The 17159-nt window shown below is 63.1% G+C and carries 18 protein-coding genes and 1 pseudogene; 9 read left to right on the top strand and 10 right to left on the bottom strand.

The window, feature by feature from the left end; genetic code table 11:
- Window positions 1-60: 60 nt before the first annotated feature.
- Window positions 61-2511 carry a DUF2254 family protein gene (locus D6B98_RS16235; protein ID WP_126257983.1) on the top strand — a complete coding sequence of 817 codons (2451 nt, stop codon included), beginning with the start codon at window positions 61-63 and terminating at the stop codon, window positions 2509-2511.
- Between the two features lie 104 nt (window positions 2512-2615).
- On the opposite strand, the gene D6B98_RS16230 is transcribed toward D6B98_RS16235, so the two are convergent.
- The 3 genes and pseudogenes from D6B98_RS16230 to D6B98_RS16220 all read right to left on the bottom strand — a co-directional run bounded on the left by D6B98_RS16230 (window position 2616) and on the right by D6B98_RS16220 (window position 3923).
- A complete protein-coding gene (locus tag D6B98_RS16230; RefSeq protein ID WP_126257982.1) occupies window positions 2616-2816 on the bottom strand; it encodes a hypothetical protein in 201 nt (66 codons plus the stop codon).
- Window positions 2817-2876: 60 nt separating this feature from the next.
- A pseudogene (locus tag D6B98_RS16225) lies at window positions 2877-3182 on the bottom strand (GFA family protein); the annotation flags it as partial.
- A 27-nt stretch (window positions 3183-3209) separates the two neighbouring features.
- Window positions 3210-3923 (bottom strand): class I SAM-dependent methyltransferase, encoded by a 714-nt coding sequence (locus tag D6B98_RS16220; RefSeq protein WP_126257980.1) that lies wholly within the window; start codon window positions 3921-3923, stop codon window positions 3210-3212.
- A gap of 74 nt (window positions 3924-3997) precedes the next feature.
- On the opposite strand from D6B98_RS16220, the gene D6B98_RS41705 reads away from it, so the two are divergent.
- From D6B98_RS41705 to D6B98_RS16205, 3 genes are all read left to right on the top strand, one after another.
- On the top strand, window positions 3998-4339 hold the full coding sequence (locus D6B98_RS41705) for a hypothetical protein (protein ID WP_349644821.1): 342 nt from the start codon (window positions 3998-4000) through the stop codon (window positions 4337-4339).
- Window positions 4340-4606: 267 nt separating this feature from the next.
- Complete coding sequence (locus D6B98_RS16210; protein WP_126257979.1) at window positions 4607-4981, top strand: hypothetical protein; 375 nt, start codon at window positions 4607-4609, stop codon at window positions 4979-4981.
- A 318-nt stretch (window positions 4982-5299) separates the two neighbouring features.
- Window positions 5300-5554, top strand: coding sequence for a hypothetical protein (locus D6B98_RS16205; RefSeq protein ID WP_126257978.1), 255 nt, complete (start codon window positions 5300-5302; stop codon window positions 5552-5554).
- Window positions 5555-5581: 27 nt separating this feature from the next.
- Here D6B98_RS16205 and D6B98_RS16200 read toward each other — a convergent pair whose 3' ends face one another.
- From D6B98_RS16200 to D6B98_RS16185, 4 genes are all read right to left on the bottom strand, one after another.
- Window positions 5582-5824, bottom strand: a complete 243-nt coding sequence (locus D6B98_RS16200; protein ID WP_126257977.1) for a DUF6719 family protein — start codon at window positions 5822-5824, stop codon at window positions 5582-5584.
- A gap of 251 nt (window positions 5825-6075) precedes the next feature.
- A complete protein-coding gene (locus tag D6B98_RS16195; RefSeq protein ID WP_164718658.1) occupies window positions 6076-6783 on the bottom strand; it encodes an outer membrane protein in 708 nt (235 codons plus the stop codon).
- A 284-nt stretch (window positions 6784-7067) separates the two neighbouring features.
- Window positions 7068-7502 carry a hypothetical protein gene (locus tag D6B98_RS16190; RefSeq protein WP_126257975.1) on the bottom strand — a complete coding sequence of 145 codons (435 nt, stop codon included), beginning with the start codon at window positions 7500-7502 and terminating at the stop codon, window positions 7068-7070.
- A 203-nt stretch (window positions 7503-7705) separates the two neighbouring features.
- Window positions 7706-8113 (bottom strand): His-rich protein BRANT, encoded by a 408-nt coding sequence (locus D6B98_RS16185; RefSeq protein WP_126257974.1) that lies wholly within the window; start codon window positions 8111-8113, stop codon window positions 7706-7708.
- 250 nt (window positions 8114-8363) lie between these two features.
- On the opposite strand from D6B98_RS16185, the gene D6B98_RS16180 reads away from it, so the two are divergent.
- Together D6B98_RS16180 and D6B98_RS16175 are read left to right on the top strand one after the other, a co-directional pair.
- Window positions 8364-8906, top strand: a complete 543-nt coding sequence (locus D6B98_RS16180; protein ID WP_126257973.1) for a tetratricopeptide repeat protein — start codon at window positions 8364-8366, stop codon at window positions 8904-8906.
- A 211-nt stretch (window positions 8907-9117) separates the two neighbouring features.
- Window positions 9118-10503 (top strand): serine hydrolase domain-containing protein, encoded by a 1386-nt coding sequence (locus tag D6B98_RS16175; RefSeq protein ID WP_126257972.1) that lies wholly within the window; start codon window positions 9118-9120, stop codon window positions 10501-10503.
- On the opposite strand, the gene D6B98_RS16170 is transcribed toward D6B98_RS16175, so the two are convergent.
- Window positions 10493-12058 carry a S10 family peptidase gene (locus D6B98_RS16170; RefSeq protein WP_126257971.1) on the bottom strand — a complete coding sequence of 522 codons (1566 nt, stop codon included), beginning with the start codon at window positions 12056-12058 and terminating at the stop codon, window positions 10493-10495. The genes D6B98_RS16175 and D6B98_RS16170 overlap by 11 nt on opposite strands.
- A gap of 241 nt (window positions 12059-12299) precedes the next feature.
- Here D6B98_RS16170 and D6B98_RS16165 point away from each other — a divergent pair, with 241 nt between their 5' ends.
- From D6B98_RS16165 to D6B98_RS16155, 3 genes are all read left to right on the top strand, one after another.
- The gene (locus D6B98_RS16165) at window positions 12300-13079 is read left to right on the top strand and encodes an NAD kinase (RefSeq protein ID WP_126257970.1); all 780 of its coding nucleotides are present in this window, start codon (window positions 12300-12302) and stop codon (window positions 13077-13079) included.
- 100 nt (window positions 13080-13179) lie between these two features.
- Entirely contained in the window at window positions 13180-13725 is a 546-nt protein-coding gene (locus D6B98_RS16160) for a response regulator (protein ID WP_011088265.1), read from the top strand.
- Between the two features lie 27 nt (window positions 13726-13752).
- Window positions 13753-14331 carry an Hpt domain-containing protein gene (locus tag D6B98_RS16155; protein ID WP_126257969.1) on the top strand — a complete coding sequence of 193 codons (579 nt, stop codon included), beginning with the start codon at window positions 13753-13755 and terminating at the stop codon, window positions 14329-14331.
- 184 nt (window positions 14332-14515) lie between these two features.
- Here the strand turns inward: D6B98_RS16155 and D6B98_RS16150 are convergent, their stop codons facing one another.
- A complete protein-coding gene (locus tag D6B98_RS16150; RefSeq protein ID WP_126257968.1) occupies window positions 14516-15691 on the bottom strand; it encodes a DUF2336 domain-containing protein in 1176 nt (391 codons plus the stop codon).
- Window positions 15692-15979: 288 nt separating this feature from the next.
- Complete coding sequence (locus D6B98_RS16145; protein ID WP_164718657.1) at window positions 15980-17041, bottom strand: lytic transglycosylase domain-containing protein; 1062 nt, start codon at window positions 17039-17041, stop codon at window positions 15980-15982.
- Between the last annotated feature and the right edge of the window lie 118 nt (window positions 17042-17159).

The following is a 17159-nucleotide window of genomic DNA, read 5'->3' as shown; positions in this document are numbered from 1 at the left end:
CCACTTCCCCCGCTTGACGCACCTTTAGCGCGCTGATGCATTACCCCCGGAGGGGTTGCTATGATGCTTGTGCTCAGGCTTAGGGCGTGGCGGCGGAAGGCGGTGCGTGCAGGGAAAACGCTCTCAAAACGAGCCGAAGTGTTCACGCGAGCGCTCGCGGCCAGTCGTCAGCTTTTGCACGTGCGACTCAGAGGCGCTGCTTCAACGCTTAAGCGCGTTGCGAGGCGGATGACAGGGCGTGTCAGATACCTCCATCGCACGCGAGGACCGAAGGCCCTGAGCAGCCTAAGGACAAACCTTGCTCTGATTGACATCCGTCTCATTGGTCTCCGCTACAGCGTGCAAAGTCGGCTCGAAAAGCGCGGCACGATAATCGTTAGCGCCACGATCATATTCGCGATCATTTGTAGCTACCTGCTTGCACCGTTAGTCCAGAATCAACTGGGCGGATACTTCAACCTAGATCGCCTTGCAGCTCTGCGGTCCCTTCTTGGCACGATTGGAGGAGCGTTGGTGGGCGCCACTGCAATCGGATTTTCAGTGGTGACGGTCGCGGTGCAACTCAATTTTGCCCGGATGCCCCACGGGCTCTTCATTCGGCTCAGCTCCGATCCGAAACTACTAGGCGCATTCGCCGGAACGTTCTTGTTAGCGGTGGGTGTATCCACCCTCTCACTCATCCCCGACGCTGAATGGGTAGCTTTCGCTTTGATCACCGCTGCGTGGGGAACGCTTCTCATTCTAGTACTCTTCCTCTACGGCTATCGCCGCGCGCTAAGTCTGATCAATCCGGCTGTTCAGCTACGACTACTGGTTACCGATGCACAGAAGGATCTGGGTAGATGGGCTCGGCGCGCAGATCGCATAGCACCCCTGTTAAGAAGTACCGCCAAAGGTAACGATGATGACGACCGATCAACTCGTGACTTTCCGCGCGCCGTTTTTTATCGCTCTAATCCTTCGTGGACGAATAGAGCGAAACGCGATATCGCGCACGCCGTCTCCTTCGCAAGACGATACGCAGACCAAGGCGACTTTGAGGTCAGTGCACACGCGTTAAATTCGATCTGTACAATCAACGCCACCTATGTTGCAGCAAAAGGAAGGACATTTTTTGCCTCAAATCCTCTGGTCGAGGCTCCAGATTCAACTGACGCATTCATCAACGATACACTCGAGCACCTCCGGAGGCTCACGCACGCGGCGACGGCCCGAGACGACGAAGAACCGACGCGTCAAGTCTTCGCAGCGCTGGCTTTATTGGTCCAAGTTTACCTGAGCATCGATTACGGTAATCAGGAGACGAAAGAACATGCCCGGCTTGCCGCTGGATATTTGACTGACGCGATAGAAAAATCAGTTAGCGGCGGTTCTCCGGACTTGCTGATGGAAGGCGTACGCTTCGTCGGGCGATCAGGGGGGCTGTTTCTGACTGCCGGCTGCCCAAATGACACTACCTTGCTAATAGAGAAAATCGCTGCATTCTCAATAACGGGCGCGATCAAGCCTGAATATCGGCCCGTTACCCTCACGGGCATGGACCAACTGGCCCAACTCACGCTTGATCTGCTTAGGGTTCAGAAGCACGACATCGGCTTTGCCGCGGGCCAGCTCCGTAATGCTGTGGAGATGGTCTCCAAAATGTTCTTGAATGTACCGGATACGCCGCTTTTGAACGCCCACAGCAGTTACTTAGCGCCATATTTCTCACTCACGAAAACGCAAACCCTGGCAGACAAACTCACGACACTAACGAACGCATTGGTCGCAGCAGACAAAGATGACGCTCACGCGAAGTCGATTTTGCGCAATTTTGATGAGTGGTCTGAGGAAGTCTACAAAACGGCAAAGACACTACTCTTGTTGAGTGTTGAAAAACGATCAAATTTCGCTTTCGACATAGTTCACTGGATCCAACATATAACGAAGTTGCTTGTTGGACTGTCTAGAGCTCCCGCGGCGGATGATCACACTCGCGAAGAATTGGAAAAGAATGCTGTCTGGCTAATGTCCACACTGTCTTGGATACCCAATGACAAGGAGACGATCAATTTCGTCGAGAACTTTTCGGTGACAGAGCTAATGTTTGAGATGGCAATCGACGCCATCGACCATGGTAGCGTGCCGGTATCAAAGTGCGGTCGGGACCTGCTGGTCGGCTGGGCATTTAAAGCGGGCGCATATGAGACTGGCTGGAGGACACTGGAGAAAGCACTACTGGCTCTCACCACGATCGCATTGTGGAGAGAAGAGCTTGGATTGGCTAGCCCACTCAAGCTAGAGATTAGTAAGCTTCTAGAGAGGACGTCCATTGCGCAGGAGGTTCTCGACAGGACGGCGCGCAACTTGCGCCAAGAGGCTACATTTCCCCGTAGCCGGGAATATGAGTTCGATCGCATCCATCACGCCAAGAAGCAGCTTGAGCGCGCAAAGGTCGGCGCCCTTTTGATCGAAATTGCCGACATGATTTCACCTGCGACCGCCAACGAAGAAGTACGCCGTCGTCTATAATCAAAACGCCTTTAGCACCACGATTGGTGGTACGCCCGCGGATACCACCCAAATCTGTCGCCACGGTGGCCCTGCAACGATGAGATTCGTCCTGATGGTCACCATCAAAAACCCAGGATTCCGCAGACCACCGGGACAAAGAAAAACGCGGCAAGCCCGAGAAACATGCCAATGACGAGCTTCACGTGTCGCCCGGCAAGATTTGCATCAAGCCACTTTCCCGCCTTTGTGAACAAGGCGAGCGACCGGTCCTCGACGAAGGACCTCACAATCGGAAGCAGCAATTCTCTGATGATGCCGGTCATGCCACTTTGTGGCGCCAGGCTCCGAAGCGGTTCAATGCCGCAGCGTCCGAGGCGCGGGTCTCACGTCGATGGCTTCGCCGCGCTGCCTTGCTGGAAGTGCTCGGCACCTGACATCTCCACCCAGCCATGTTTCGACTGCTCGAACACCGATCTGATCGACGCCGTGAAATCCGGATCCGCGATCGCGCCGACGGCAACGCCGATCATCGCCGGCAGATTGTCGGCTTGCCAATAAACCGTCGAGCCGCAGTCAGGGCAAAAATAGCTGCGCACCTCGCCGCCGCTTGCGCCTGTTCGAACGTATTCCTTCGGCGTTCCAGAGATCGTGACGGTCTCAATTGGATAGAAGGCACCGACGCCGAACGGACGCAAATGGAGTTGCGCCCGCAGCTGTCACACACCCGCCGTCATGCGGTCGCGATCCGGCAACTCGTCCAGCCGCCACAGGGCGAGGCTCTTGTCGCGCCAGCCGCCGTCGCCCTCCTCGCAGCGCTCGTCGATCAACTCCCGCGGCGCGGGCCAGTCGAACGGTGCCTTCGTCATGTTCAGCGCGCGCCAGTCGCCGTCCTCGCAATCGCGATTGTGCTCGACTTCCGGAAACGTCGTGACGAGCAGGAATTGCGCGCCGCTCTCGCGAAAGCGGGCGGTGACGCGGGCGATGTTCTGAAAACTCAGATGCACCAGGCAGTCCCGGCACAGGATCAGGTCGGCGCGCGGCAGGGCATCGCGCGTGATATCGGCAACCAGGAATCGGCCGGTCAATTCGCCGTCCGCCACGCGCCGGTTGTTGGCCTCGATCAGCGAGGGCACGATGTCGATACCGATATAGTCGAGATCGAGCTTGATGCGGCCGATCCAGCCCGCATCGCCGCAGGGCGCATCGAGCAGCGAGCGCGCGCCGAGCCGTTGCAACAATGGCGGAAGCGCCTCCCGGATCGCGGCGGTGGCCGTGTCCTCCGAGCCGAGCCCGGACACCGAGCTGGCCGCGCCCCAGAGGTTCGTCCGCTCGATCCGCTCGAACCGCGCAGCGAGATCGAGGCCCGCGAAATTATCGCGGTCAGCAACGAAGCGTTCGTGTGCGAGCACGGGGGGACGATTGGCGATCATCTGACGGGCGCGAGTCGAAATTGCGATACGGGACACTATACAGCGAACACCGCCGATGGGTTACGGCCATCGTGATGACGGCCATGCGTCGTCATCGCGTCGGATTTCTGCTGGCGCTGTCGACGGCATTTGCGTCCCGAATATGGGACCGCCCGGAACCAACGACGCACGTTGTTCGTTCACGACCCATGCGAATTCACGAAGAAAACCGGAACATGTTTCTGCTGGCGATGGTGACACTATGCTGTGGCGCCGTGGCCGGCACGTTGACGCTGCTCGAGCCGGTGTTTCAGCCGGCCCCCGAAAGGCAGCTCGCCGAGCGGGCGGTGATCGACGTCATCAGGATATCGGACCAGACGCCGGTTCGGGTGGTGGGCGCGCCGTTCGAGCCCAACGTCAACCCGCGCGAGCGATAGCGCTTACCTCGGCGATGCCTCCGTGCCCTCCTCGGGCCGGCCATGGGCACGCGCCAATTCCTCCACGAACGCGATCACCTCCGCCCGCTTGTCGGGCGGAAGCGACAGGAACGCGCGGATGAGCCTCAGGCCCTCTACTTCGGCCGAACGTTCTTTTCCGGAATCCATTCGCCCACTTTCGGGCGACCGGGAAAAATATGCAACCCTTGTTAACCGTCTTGATTCGGCGCAGCCGCTTTGCTGGAATGGCGACGGCTGAGGTGGATCATGAACTGGATCAGGGAACGCGACGCGCTGATCGCGCAGACACTGGCCTTCGTCCAATCGGTGACCGGCAGGAAGGATGACCTGCTGCGGCCGGGCGCGCTGTCGGATGCTTCGGCTTCGACCGTCGAGGTCGTCGCGGTCGAGGCCGTCATGGTCGAGACCGAGGCGCCCCAGGCCCCTCCGCAGCCTCAGCCCACCCAGCTTTCGCCGCCGCGGGCGATCGGCGATTTCCGCACCGAGATGCAGGCCCGCATCGCCAATTTCCGCAAGCATCAGGAGCGGTTCGAGCGCGAGCGCGAGGAATATTGTGCCGAAACCCTGACCAAATTACGTGCCGCCCTCCGCGACGCCCCCGGCCCAATGGCCAAAAAGTAAGGCCGCCCCTCCCGTCAGCGGGCCTGCAGCCAAAACCTACAGCCAGGACCACACCAGCCAAAGATTGGCCGCGCAGGCGCCGAACAGCGCCAGCGTCAGCGGCAGGAGCATGTGCCCACAGGAGGTGTTCAGGTCGCTCGTCATGGCGGAAAACATCCGCTGATTCCGCCAAATGAGTCCCAGGGATTCTTTTTTTCGTGATTCAGGACTCGTTAAGGACTCAGGCCCCGGCGAGCCAGATCACGGGTCCGTGATCGACCACTGCCTGAACCCGCCGGCATATGAGGTCGTTAATGGGCTTTCCGGGAGCGGGAAGAGATGCCCTACGCCCTGTTCTGCAACGACGCCCAGATCAGCAAGGCCTATCCGAGCGAGTCCGACGTCTGGAAGCTCGCGCAGCGGAGTGGCCTGGTCGTGGATGTCAGCGCCGACCAGGACCGTCCGGGGCCGCGCCGGGTGCTCGATAATGATTACGAGATCAAACCCTGCCGGGCTGCCCAGGGCGAGGATCCAGCCAAGAACAAGGCCGAGGCTGAGCGCCAGTCCAGGATCGAGCTTGAGCTGAATTCGTGAGGGGCTGCCGGCGGAAGCCGCAGGGGATCAGGGCGTCGCGGTCGCCAGCGAGGCCTGCTCACCAGGCATCGCCACGCAGGCCTTGCGGCGGTGCAGCCCGCGGATCGCGCCGGTGACCTTCAGCACCTTGCCCGACGGACACGCGGCGTCCTTGACGAAAGCCACCTCGTAAGGTGCCAAGATCAGAGGCTCGGATTTGAGGATTGTCTGTGCAGAGCACGGCAGGCCAAGGAAGCACGAGAGCACCACCGCCGACACCAAGATACGCATGTCCGTCGTCCCACCAGCCCGGTAATTCTCATATAACGCCTTCCGGAGCACGAGTTCCGTAAGCGGCAAAAATTATTTTTGCTTTACCCAGGTCCCATGACGCGCGTGAGAAGGCGCGCGCCGGAATGTTTGCCTGCAAATGACGCGCCAGATGGTTCACGCATTGCAAATGCAGGGCTGGCCGACGCCCCGCGGACAAACGAAAGGCCGGCAGAGCCGGCCTTTGTCAGAGCGCGATCGCTGGCGGAGGGTCAGTAGCGCGAGGCTGCCGGACCGCCCCAGCCGAAACGGTAGTTCACACCGACCTTGACGGTATGCTCGTCCTCCCGGCCGCGGACCCCGACGATGTCGGCCGGCCCCGAGGTGAAGGTGGTGCTGCCGAAATTATAGTACTGGTACTCGGCCTTGGCGGACCAGCTCGGCGCGAACATGTATTCGAGGCCGGCGCCGACCGTGTAGCCGTCCTTGCTGTTGCCGGTCGTGGTGAAGGCCTGTGGCACGCCGGCGATGTTGACGCCGAGATTGTTGTTACGCCAGGCGTAACCGCCCTTGGCGTAGAGCAGCGTCGGTCCCCAGGTGTAGCCGACACGGCCGGTCACCGACCCGATCTGGTCGGTGTTGGACGTCACCTGCGTGCCCAGCGGGAACGTGACACCGTTGTTGTTGGTCGGCAGCCAGGAGTACTGAGCCTCGATACCCACCACCCAATTGGGGGCGAACTGGTAGTCGAAGCCGCCCTGCACGCCGCCCATGAAGCGGGCGTCGCTGGACTGGAAGCTGTTGTCGCCGGCAAACGCGCCGCCGACATGACCGCCGATATAGAAACCGGTCCAATTATAGATCACCTGCGGCGGCGTATAGGCCGGCGCCTTGGCATAGGTGCGCGGCTGCACGTCCGCGGCCGCCGCCGGCGCGGCCAGCGCAAGCAGTGCGGCTGCACCCAGCAAAATCGATTTCATGATCATCCCCGTTCTTTCATATACGACACTCAGGAAACAACGTGGCGTGAATTGGGTTGCTTCGCGACGATGCCGGAACGTTGATCGTTCGTTACTGTGACGGGGTGGCAACATCGCGATTTTGTTCCATCCCGCCGTCCCGCGCCGGCTGTTTGTCGCCTGCGCAAGACCTGCTGTACCAATTTGTCGCAACGCCAAATCGCCCCGTTCAAAGCTCGCCGAAATGTGATCCAGCGGCTCCGGCATCCTCGTTCTAGCACCGGGCCATGAAGGCCGGCTTTGCGCTACCGCGTCATCTTTTCAAGTTCCGGAAAGGGTGCGTAAACCGCGCCGGCACAGAGCTCGCTGGTCCGGTCCACGACTCGATCCGCTCGACCGTTGACGAAGATCACCGCGCGTTCCCGCATGGCCTTGTAGCTGCCGTCGGTCTCGCGCGGGGTGAAGTGCAGACAGCTCACATAGAACTGCCGGCCGCCGACCTCGCGCTGGACCGGCTCGGCCATGCTGGCCTCGCGCACGCCGACCGGGTTGTTCAGATAGGTGCGCATCAGCGCCAGCGTGTCGCTGCGGAAATTGTCGGGAAACGGCTGCGGTCCCCCAGCCTGGGTCCCGCCCATGAAGGTCGGACGGTCACCATCGCTGCCGAAACATGCCGCAAGCGCCAGCGGCAATACCAGGACCGATGCCGCGCGCACCGCACCTTTCGCCAATCGCCCCACAGCTCACGCTCTCCACGCGCACAGACCCAGGTCATGTTCTAGCCCCAAGGTCGCGCAAAGGGAATTCGATCCTGCGCGGAAGGCACCGTCAACAGCGCACCGCACCGCCGCCGGCGCCTGCGCTTTCGCACAGGCGTCGGGACGGGCCTGAAGTCCGTACGCGGCGGCGGGCAATGCAAGGTGCCGCCGCGCGGAATCAGACGTTAGCTGCGCTTCTCGCTGGTGGCCGGCTTGGTCAGGTCCGGCTGCGCCTTCTGCGACTTCTTGGCCGACAGATGCTTGTGGTGATGGCGATGCGTGCGCACCGTCTTGTGCTCGTCCGTGACCGCGGCGTTGGCATTCATCGCCTTCGATTTGGTATCCGCCTTGGTATCCACCTTGGCGTCCGCCTTGACGTCGGCGGGCTTGACGTCAGCGGGCTTGATGTCAGCGGCCTTGGCGTCGGGCTTGACGCCGGCGTCCGGCTTTGCGGCGGTGGTGGACGCCTTGGTCTGGCTCTGGTCCGCCTTGATCACAGGGGCGGTCGTGGTGGTCTTGCCGGCCTCGGCGGCGAAGGCTGGGGCTGCGATCACGGAAGCTGCGAGCAAGGCTGCGGAAATGGTCTTCAGCATGGTGGTCTCCTCTTGGAAGGATCTCGAGGCGGCGCCCTCTCGCCTACCCTTCGATCGTAGGTCGGAACCTAGAGGCGACGCACTGAACCCAGTCTGAAGCCCCTGGCAGGCTTCCGTTCATCTCGATGACAAGTTTGTCATCTGCAGCTGGGCGAACAGATCGTGCGAAGCGGGAATGTTTCCGCCAGACGGGTGTTTCGGTCTTCGGGCAATCGTGTAGGATCGCCACGTTCCATACGGGAGAATTTAGATGCGCAAACTCTCAATGCTTGTCGTGCCGGGACTGGTCGCCATGTCGCTGGCGGCCGCACCGGTGCTGTCCAGCGCCTATGCCGCGGGCGGCGACTCCCCTTCGCCGCCGCCGAGCTCGGACTCATCGACCAAGAAGGGCAAGAAGAAGAGCTCTTCCGTCAACGATCCCAAGTTCCTCGCCGCCTATCGCACCGCCTACACCGCGATCTACGACAACCACGACTACACCGGCGCGATCGGCCAGCTGAAGTCACTGAAGCGCGATGACGTCGCCGACGTCGCCAATCTGATCGGCTATTCCTATCGCAAGCTCGGCGACTACCAGTCGTCGAAGGTCTATTACGAGCTGGCGCTGAAGGACGATCCGAACCACGTCCGCACCTGGCAGTATTACGGCCTCTGGCAGCTCGAGCAGGGCAACCGCGAACAGGCGCAATATCATCTGAACAAGATCGCTTCGCTCGCCGGCACCGACAGCTCCGAATATCGCTCGCTTGCCGCCGCACTCGACAAGCCGACCGGCGCGACGCTCGTGTACTGAAGACATCGCATCTTCATGAAGCGAACGGGCACAACCTTTACGGGTTGTGCCCGTTCCGCTTTCTCGGCTAAAGCATGATCCGGAAAAGTGCGCAGCGGTTTTCCGGAAAGATCATGCTCAAACAACAACCTAAAGCGCGATGACGATTTATCCTAATCGCATCGCGCTTTAGCCTCCAGCACCAACCTCCCCCTCGCAAATTGGTAGCGCAATGGACCCGTGGCTGCGATCCGCGATCGACTACATCGGCTCCTGGATCGAATTCCAGCTGACGACAATCCAGCAGCCCGGCGTCATCGTCGCCTTCGCCCATCGCGGCGAGATCGTCGCCGAGCATGCATTCGGCCTTTCCAATCTCGACACCGGCGAGAAGCTCACCCCGCGCCACCGCTTCCGCATCGCCTCCCATTCCAAGAGCTTCACCGCGGCCGGCATCATGAAGCTGCGCGAGCAGCGCAAGCTCCGGCTCGACGACACGATCGGCCAATATGTCGGCGGCCTGCATCCGCGCGTCGCCGAGACGACGATCGCGCAGGTGCTGTCGCACAGCGCGGGGTTGACGCGCGACGGTGTCGATTCCGGCCAGTTCATCGACCGCCGGCCCTATCTCGATGCGAAGGAGCTGCTCGCGGAATTGAAGCTGCCGACCGCGATCGAGCCCGGCAGCCGCTTCAAATATTCCAATCACGGCTTTGGCCTGCTCGGTCTCGTCATCGAAGCCGTGACGACCGAGCCTTACTCGGTCTGGATCAAGCGCGAGGTCATCAAGGCCGCGGGCCTGCGCGAGACCGAGCCGGACGCGCCGCTTCCCAAGGGCGCGCCGTTCGCGCGCGGCCACACGCGAAAGGTTCCGCTGGGCGAACGCTGCGTGATTCCCGGAGACAATCCGGCGCAGGCGATGGCTGCGGCCGCAGGCTTCGTTGCCACCGCCGGCGATACCGCCCGCTTCTTTGCGCAGCTCGCGCCCAATGCCAAAAAGAGCATGCTGTCAGCCGCAAGCCGCCGCGAGATGACGCGGCATCATTGGCGCATCCCGCAGAGCTTCGAGGGCTATTACGGCTTGGGCGTCAATGCCGGCAAGACCGACGGCTGGGACTGGTTCGGCCATGGCGGCGGCTTCCAGGGCTACATCTCGCGGACCTGCGCAATCCCGGCTTGCGAGCTTTCGATCAGCATCCTCAGTAATTCGATCGACGGTGCCGCGCCGTTCTGGATGGACGGCGCAATGCAGATCCTGCGAGTCTTCCAGACCCGCGGCGCGCCTGACCGCCGCCTGCGCGACTGGACCGGGCGCTGGTGGACGATCTGGGGCGCGAGCGACCTCGTTCCCGCCGGCAACCGCGTGCTGGTCGCCAATCCGCAGTTCAACAATCCGTTCATGGACGCCGCCGAGATCGAGGTCACCGGCCGCGACGTCGGCAAGCTGGCCTGGGCCGCCGGCTATTCCAGCCATGGCGAGCCGGTGCGCCGGATCCGCGACAAGCGCGGCAAGGTCAGCGACATCTGGATCGCCGGCGCGAATGTGAAGCCGGAGCGCGTCGTGGCGAAGGAAATCGCCCGCCGATATCCGCCGCGCAAACGGCGGCCTACTCCCTGATCAATCGCTCGACCTCGCTGCGCAACGCCTGCCGCGAGCCGCCCTGCGAATAGAACATGTGGCCGCCGGGATAGACCACGAACTTGACGCGCTGCGTCACGAAGGCGGGCAGTTGATCGAGCACCCGCTTGGTGCCGAAATAGGGCGTGGCAAGGTCGAACAGGCCGTGCGCGACCAGCACGTTCAGCTTCGCGTCGGTAGCGAGGATCTGGCGCAGCTCGGACACCGATTGCGGCGGGTTGATGCCGCGGCCGAAATCCCAGTGACCTTCCACAGTGCCGTTCAGAACCTCATAGGAGCCGTCGGGCTTCCAGTTGAGCTTGCGTGAGAGCACGTCGACCGCGGCGCTCGTCAGCGGCGCCTGGAGCGCATCGCCGGAGGGGTCGCCGAAGCGCGAGCTGCTCGAATCCGGATAGGGATCGAAGCCGCGCACGGAGCCGTCGTAGCGTCCCGTCACCTTGCCGTTCTTGCGGTCGAATTCGCGGCGAAACTCGCCGACGTCGAAGCGCCCGGCAAGGCGGCGGCTCACCGCCTGGTCGATGCCGGTGAGCTCGGCGACCTTGTCGGCCAGACGATTGGTGGCCTCCTTGTCCGCTTCGCCCTTGACGAGGTCGGCCAGGAATTCGCCGCGCGCGTAAGCCTCGACGTCGGCGAGGTCGGCGCGCTTGACCGGCCCTTTGGCTTCGCGCGCCACCGCCACATAGCTCGGCAGCGTCGCGACATATTGCAGGAGGCTGGTGCCAGTGAACTCGCGGAAATCCAGGAGCGGCGACACCAGGATCAAGCCCCGGACGCCGACGCCGTGCTGGAGCTGCAACTGGCGCACGACCTTGGGCCCGCGAATACCGCCATAGCTCTCGCCCGCGACGTATTTCGGCGAGGTCAGCCGGTCGTGCTTCTCGAGCCAGCGGCGGATCACGAGCGCGATCGCGTTGGCGTCGCCATCGACGGAATAGAACGACTTGCGTGCGTCCTCGCCGCTCGCAATGAAGCGACTGTAGCCGGTGCTGACGGGATCGATGAAGACGAGGTCGGTGAAGTCGAGCCAGGTCTCGGCGTTCGGCTTCACCTCGGGCGAGGCCGACGGCGACAGCGCATCGCCATCCAACGGCAGCCGCCATGGACCGGCCGCGCCGAACTGGAGCCACGCCGAGGATGCCCCGGGTCCGCCGTTGAACAGGAACGTGACCGGGCGCGTGGCGCGGTCGGCGCCGTCGAGCTGGTAGGAGGTATAGGCGATGTCGGCCAGCGGCTCGCCCTTGCCGTCGAACACGCGGATGGAGCCGGCGGTCGCGGCGAAGTTGAGGGTACGGCCGGGCAGCGCCAGGGTCTGCTTCGTGGTCGAATCCGGCGGGAGACGGTGCGGCTCGGCCGAGGACGAACTCTGCGGCCCGCTCTGCGCGCCGCTCCCGCGCCCGCCCTTCTGTCCGGTTGGCGCCGCCGTCTCGGCGCGCGGCTGCGGCGGATCCTCCGCGCGCGCAACACTTGCAAATGCGACCAGGGCCATGGCCAGTACGACCCCGGTTCGTCGCAGCGTCGGCAAGATCGTGGGCATGATCGTTCTCCCTGCCCGGCTGTCATAGCCGAGACGCAGCGAAGCTAGCGAGGAATTGCGACCGTTTGCGGGATCACCCGTCGATGGCGCATCCCTGCCGGGCTCAAATCAACCCGTTTTGTTCTCTGGATCGACAATGGCCCATTTGTCTCGAAAGGCGGTCATCCTCGACAATGGAGCCAAACCTCGTATAGACGAGCCCGGCGGAACTTCCTCCAGCAGCGGCCGTGCCCGACAAGCCATGACCAAGCCCCAGCGATACGACCGGATCGCCTTCGTCGCCAGCTCGAGCAACGAGGCGCAGGTCGCCTTTGACCAGCTCACCAGGGACTATGGCAATTGCGACCCCAAGGAGGCCGATATCGTGGTCGCGCTCGGGGGCGACGGGCTGATGCTGCAGACGCTGCACCAGAACATGCGCACGGGAAAGCCGATCTACGGCATGCATCGCGGCACCGTTGGCTTCCTGATGAACGAATACTCGACCCACGACCTGCGCGCGCGGCTCGAGGCCGCGCATGAATCCGAGATCAATCCGCTCCTGATGCGCGCGACCGACGTCAACGATTGCGTCCACCTGCACCACGCCATCAACGAGGTCGCCCTGTTCCGGCAGACCTACCAGGCCGCGCGCCTGCGGATCATGATCGACGAGCGCGAGCGCATGCCCGAGCTGATCGCCGACGGCATCATGGTGGCAACGCCGGCCGGCTCCACCGCCTATAATCTGTCCGCTCAGGGACCGATCCTGCCGATCAACGCGGCGCTGCTGGCGCTGACCCCGATCAGCGCCTTCCGCCCGCGGCGCTGGCGCGGCGCCCTGCTGCCCAACACGGCCTATGTCGTCATCGAGGTGCTGGAGGGCGACAAGCGACCGGTGGCAGCGGTCGCCGACCACGACGAAGTGCGCGACGTTCGCCGGGTCGAGGTCTTGTCCGACAAGACCATCTCGATGCGCATGCTGTTCGACCCCGGCCACAGCCTGGAAGAGCGCATCCTGCGCGAGCAGTTCGGCTACTAGCACCATCTCGCGGCCCGCCGCCGCAGCTTCGGTCGCAACCCTTCGTTAACCTCCGCCGCGATATGGTTAACGAAGGTTGACCGCTTTTGGCCCGGGCGTCATGTTCCGTATCGACTTCAACAAGCTGCGCTTCCTCGTCTGCGACGACAATCCGCACATGCGTCGCATCCTGCGGACGCTGCTGCATTCGTTCGGCGCGCGCGAAGTCTATGAAGCCGAGGACGGCGCCACGGCGCTCGAGATGTACAGCCATTACGTGCCCGACATCGTCATCACCGACTGGGCGATGCCGATCTTCGACGGGCTCGAACTCGCGCAAATGATCCGGCAGCCGGAATCCAAGGGCAACCCTTACGCGCCGATCATCATGCTGACCGGCCATTCCGAGAAGCGCCGCGTCACCGTCGCGCGCGATGCCGGCGTCACCGAATTCCTGGCCAAGCCGATCTCGGCCAAGGGGCTCTATCAGCGCATCCTCAACGTCGTCGCCAATCCCCGCCCCTTCATCAAGACCAAGACCTATTTCGGGCCGGACCGGCGCCGCAACACCAATTCCGCCTATATGGGTCCCGAGCGCCGCGTCGGCGAAAAGCACGAGGTGCTCCAGCAGCCCTCGCTGCTCGACAAGGCACGCTCCACCATCTAGCGCAACGTCTTCAGGCGAGGCAGCATCATGGCGAAGAACAGCGCAAAGGACATCGAGGTCAAGGCCTTCGCCACGCATCAGATCATCACGCAGCCGAACCCGCTGCGCAAGGTGCTGCGCCGCGTCGACGACAAGGACCTGGACGATCCGATCGGCCGCGCCGAACAGGCGCTCGCCGGCCTTTCCGGCGAGTTCAAGCACTGGATGACGACCGAGGTCAACCGTCTGTCGGCCGCCTATGTCGCCATCCGCAATGACGGCTTCACCAAGGAAAGGCGCGACGAGCTGTTTCACGCCGCTCACGACATCAAGGGCGACGCCGTGACGTTCGGCTATCCGGCCGCGGCCGGAATCGCCGAGAGCCTGTGCCGCGTCATCGAGCACGCGCCCGATCTGGAAAAGGTCCCGGCCGAACTGTTCACGCATCACATCAACGCCATCCTCGCCATCGTGCACGAGAATACCAGGCTCGACAGCATCAGCGTCTCCACCGAGCTCAACCGCCGCCTGCGCAAGATCGCCGACGACTATCTCGCGCACGTCAACCGTGACCGCCCCGAACATCTCGAGGTGATCCTGGCGCCGAGCATCGCGCCCGGGGAGTAAGGTCCAGCTCTCTCCTCGTCATTGCGAGCGGCACTTGCGACGAAGCAATGACGGAATGTGAGCCCGCTCCATCCACGCGGCAGTATCGTGGGCAAAGCGAAGCGTGCCCACCAATCGATTTTGAGCTGCGCGGATAGATGGTAGGCACGGCGCTTCGCGCCTTTGCCCACCCTACGGCATCTTGCTACGCCGCGATCAGGTCGTCGTAGAGCGGATCGATTGCATCGTCCGCGACCAGCTCGTCGCAGAACAGTCTTGCCTCTTCCCGTGCCGATTCCGTGGCGAAGCGGCGCAGCAGGACCATCAGCGGCTCGGTGGCGCCGCGGTCGGTCTCGCAATGGGTGAGCACGCGCTCGACCATGCGGCGGCGCAGCCGTGCCGCACCGTCGTCGCTGCCGACAAAGCCCTGCTCATGGCAGGCATCGAGCGCGACCTGGAACGCCGCAAACGTCGCCTCGGGCAGCCCGGCGCGCCGGAGCAGCGCATGCAGGCTGTTGCCGCCGCGATCGTGCAGCAGCGAAGTGACGCGCGCCAGCGGCAGATCGGCAAGCTCGGCCAGTGCCGCGTCGAACAGATCGAGATTGCTCGATAACAGCGCGCGCAGGATCAGGCCGGCGGTCAGCTGGCCCGTGACGCGCAGATGATGCACCAGGCCCTGCATGTCCTCGCCGCGCGAGCGCGCCGCGATGTTGATGGTGGAGCGGTCGCGCGCCTCGATCGTGATGCGATCGGCACGATCGGCGCTCAGCCAGTTCCGCGCCACGACGAATTGCGCCAGCGTCTCGGAGAGTTTTGCCACCAGCGCGGCGCGGGTTGCTGACGGCAGGTCATCCAGCACCAGCATCGCCTCGCGGATCGCCGCGAGATGGCCGTGGCGCTCGACGATGCGATTCCACGAGAACGGCGCAAGCTCGGCATGGGGATTTTCGATCAGCTCGAGCGCGGCCGCCGCGCAGCCGACTTCGGCGATGGCGGCGCAGACCGAGACCGGCAGCGCGATGCGGCGGGCGACCGCGCATTGCACCTCGTCATTGCCGGTCGCAACGATGTCGACGAGGTCGGCGTCGATCAGCAGCGGGGAATGTTCGAGCACCGGCAGCGCGACCGTCGGCTGGTCCGCCGACAGCGCCCGCACGATCGATGCCGGCGCGTCCGGGCTGCGCGCAAAGGCCTCGGCCATCGCCTGCCGCACCAAGGGCGAGGGATCGTCGAGCTGCATCAACAGCGCGCCTTCGGCGGCGACGCGGTCCTCTGTCGAAAGGTCTGAGATCAGCCAGGCCCGGGCCAACGCCCGTGTTGCCTCGGCCCGCTCGCCGGCGGACGCCGTCCTGATCCAATTAATGAACTGCCGAACAATCATCCTGCTTCCGGCTTACACAAACAAACGAAAAGAGTGACGGCTCGTCACCTGCAACACAAAATAAACCATGACGCTTAACAAAGCGTTCACCATAACTGACTGGTTTTATTGACGTTTTGTTAATGGAACAAAAGCGCTACCCACACGTGCACCCACAGCAACGCACGCCTTCAGCGAATGCGCTGCTGAGCCGGGGCCCAGAAATTTTCGAGAGGAATTCGCAGCACTGGGTCCCGGCTCAGCGCAGCAGCGTTTCACGCTGCAGCACGTCCGGGACACGAGACAGCGCTAGCTCGAGAACGTGCCGCTGCGATCGCTGAACAGATCGAGCGGTTGCGGCGGACGCACGTCAGGCGTAGCTGACGCGACGGACGTCAGCGAGGCGTTGTTGCCCCACAATTTCTGCACCGTGGTCGAGACCGGCTGAGTGGTGTCGCCGGGCTGGTAGATCGAACGGAAGGCCGGTGTGGTCGGCGCATTGTCCGCGACCGTCGTCGGCGATGTCGCACTGACGGGCGTCGCCGCGCGTGTATTCGGGAAAGTCTGGAGATAGCTGGCGTTGTCGATGACCGGCACGGTCGGCTGCACGCCATTCGCGCTCGCGACCTCCGCGGTCGACGGCGTGCCACCATACATAGCCATTGCGCTGCGGGTCACTTTCGAATTGGCCGCGCTGGCATAGCGCGCGTCCAGCACCGAATAGACCTCGGAGACGCTGCGGGCGCGGCCGTCCCTCGTGTAGAAGATCGAACGATTGGCGGACGCTGCGTTCGGAAACAGCCGCGCACCGACCGCCTGCGGATTGTCCTCGGCATTGGCGATCAGTTTCGCGGCGCCTCCGACGCCCATGAAATGCGCCATGTAGAGCTCGCTGTCGCTCGGCCTGCGCCCGAGCAGGCCGGTCAGCTTGAAGCTGTTCGACTGCGTCAGCGCCGCCGCCATGCTGGAAGCGGCTTGCGGATCGTCGCGCAACTTCATGATCGACCGCTTCATCACGGGATCATCGACGGCGTAGCTGCCCGACGACGTCCTGGAGATGGCATCGGAATAAGTGCCGTAGCCGAGCTGGGTGCCGGCCTCCTTCACGGTGCCGAGCCAGGTCTGGTCGATGAACTGGTAGAGCCCATGCGCGGACGAGGTGGTGGCCCCTGCCGCGGGATCGAAATCCGATTCCATCTTGGCGGTGGTCAGCATGTACTGAAAGCTGACGCCGCTGATGTTCGAGGCCTGTTTGATCGCACCGGCGACGCGCGCCCGCGCCGGATCGAGACCGGCCGTCTGCGTGGCGCTGGAATTGTCGACCGACATGATGAAGTGCCCGCCCCGCGCGGCGTTGAGCGGCGCCGGCAATTCGGACGCCTGTCGTCTCACCGTGGGACAGGTATGGTTAATGCGGGGTTAATCCTGGTGTCGCCGCCCCACTTCAAGTCATTCCGGGGCGCACCGCAGGTGCGAGCCCGGAATCCAT

This window comes from Bradyrhizobium sp. LVM 105 (assembly GCF_003957705.1).
Classification (GTDB): domain Bacteria; phylum Pseudomonadota; class Alphaproteobacteria; order Rhizobiales; family Xanthobacteraceae; genus Bradyrhizobium; species Bradyrhizobium frederickii.
Note: the sequence above shows the minus strand (reverse complement) of the source record. Positions and strands in the feature narration are given on the sequence as shown.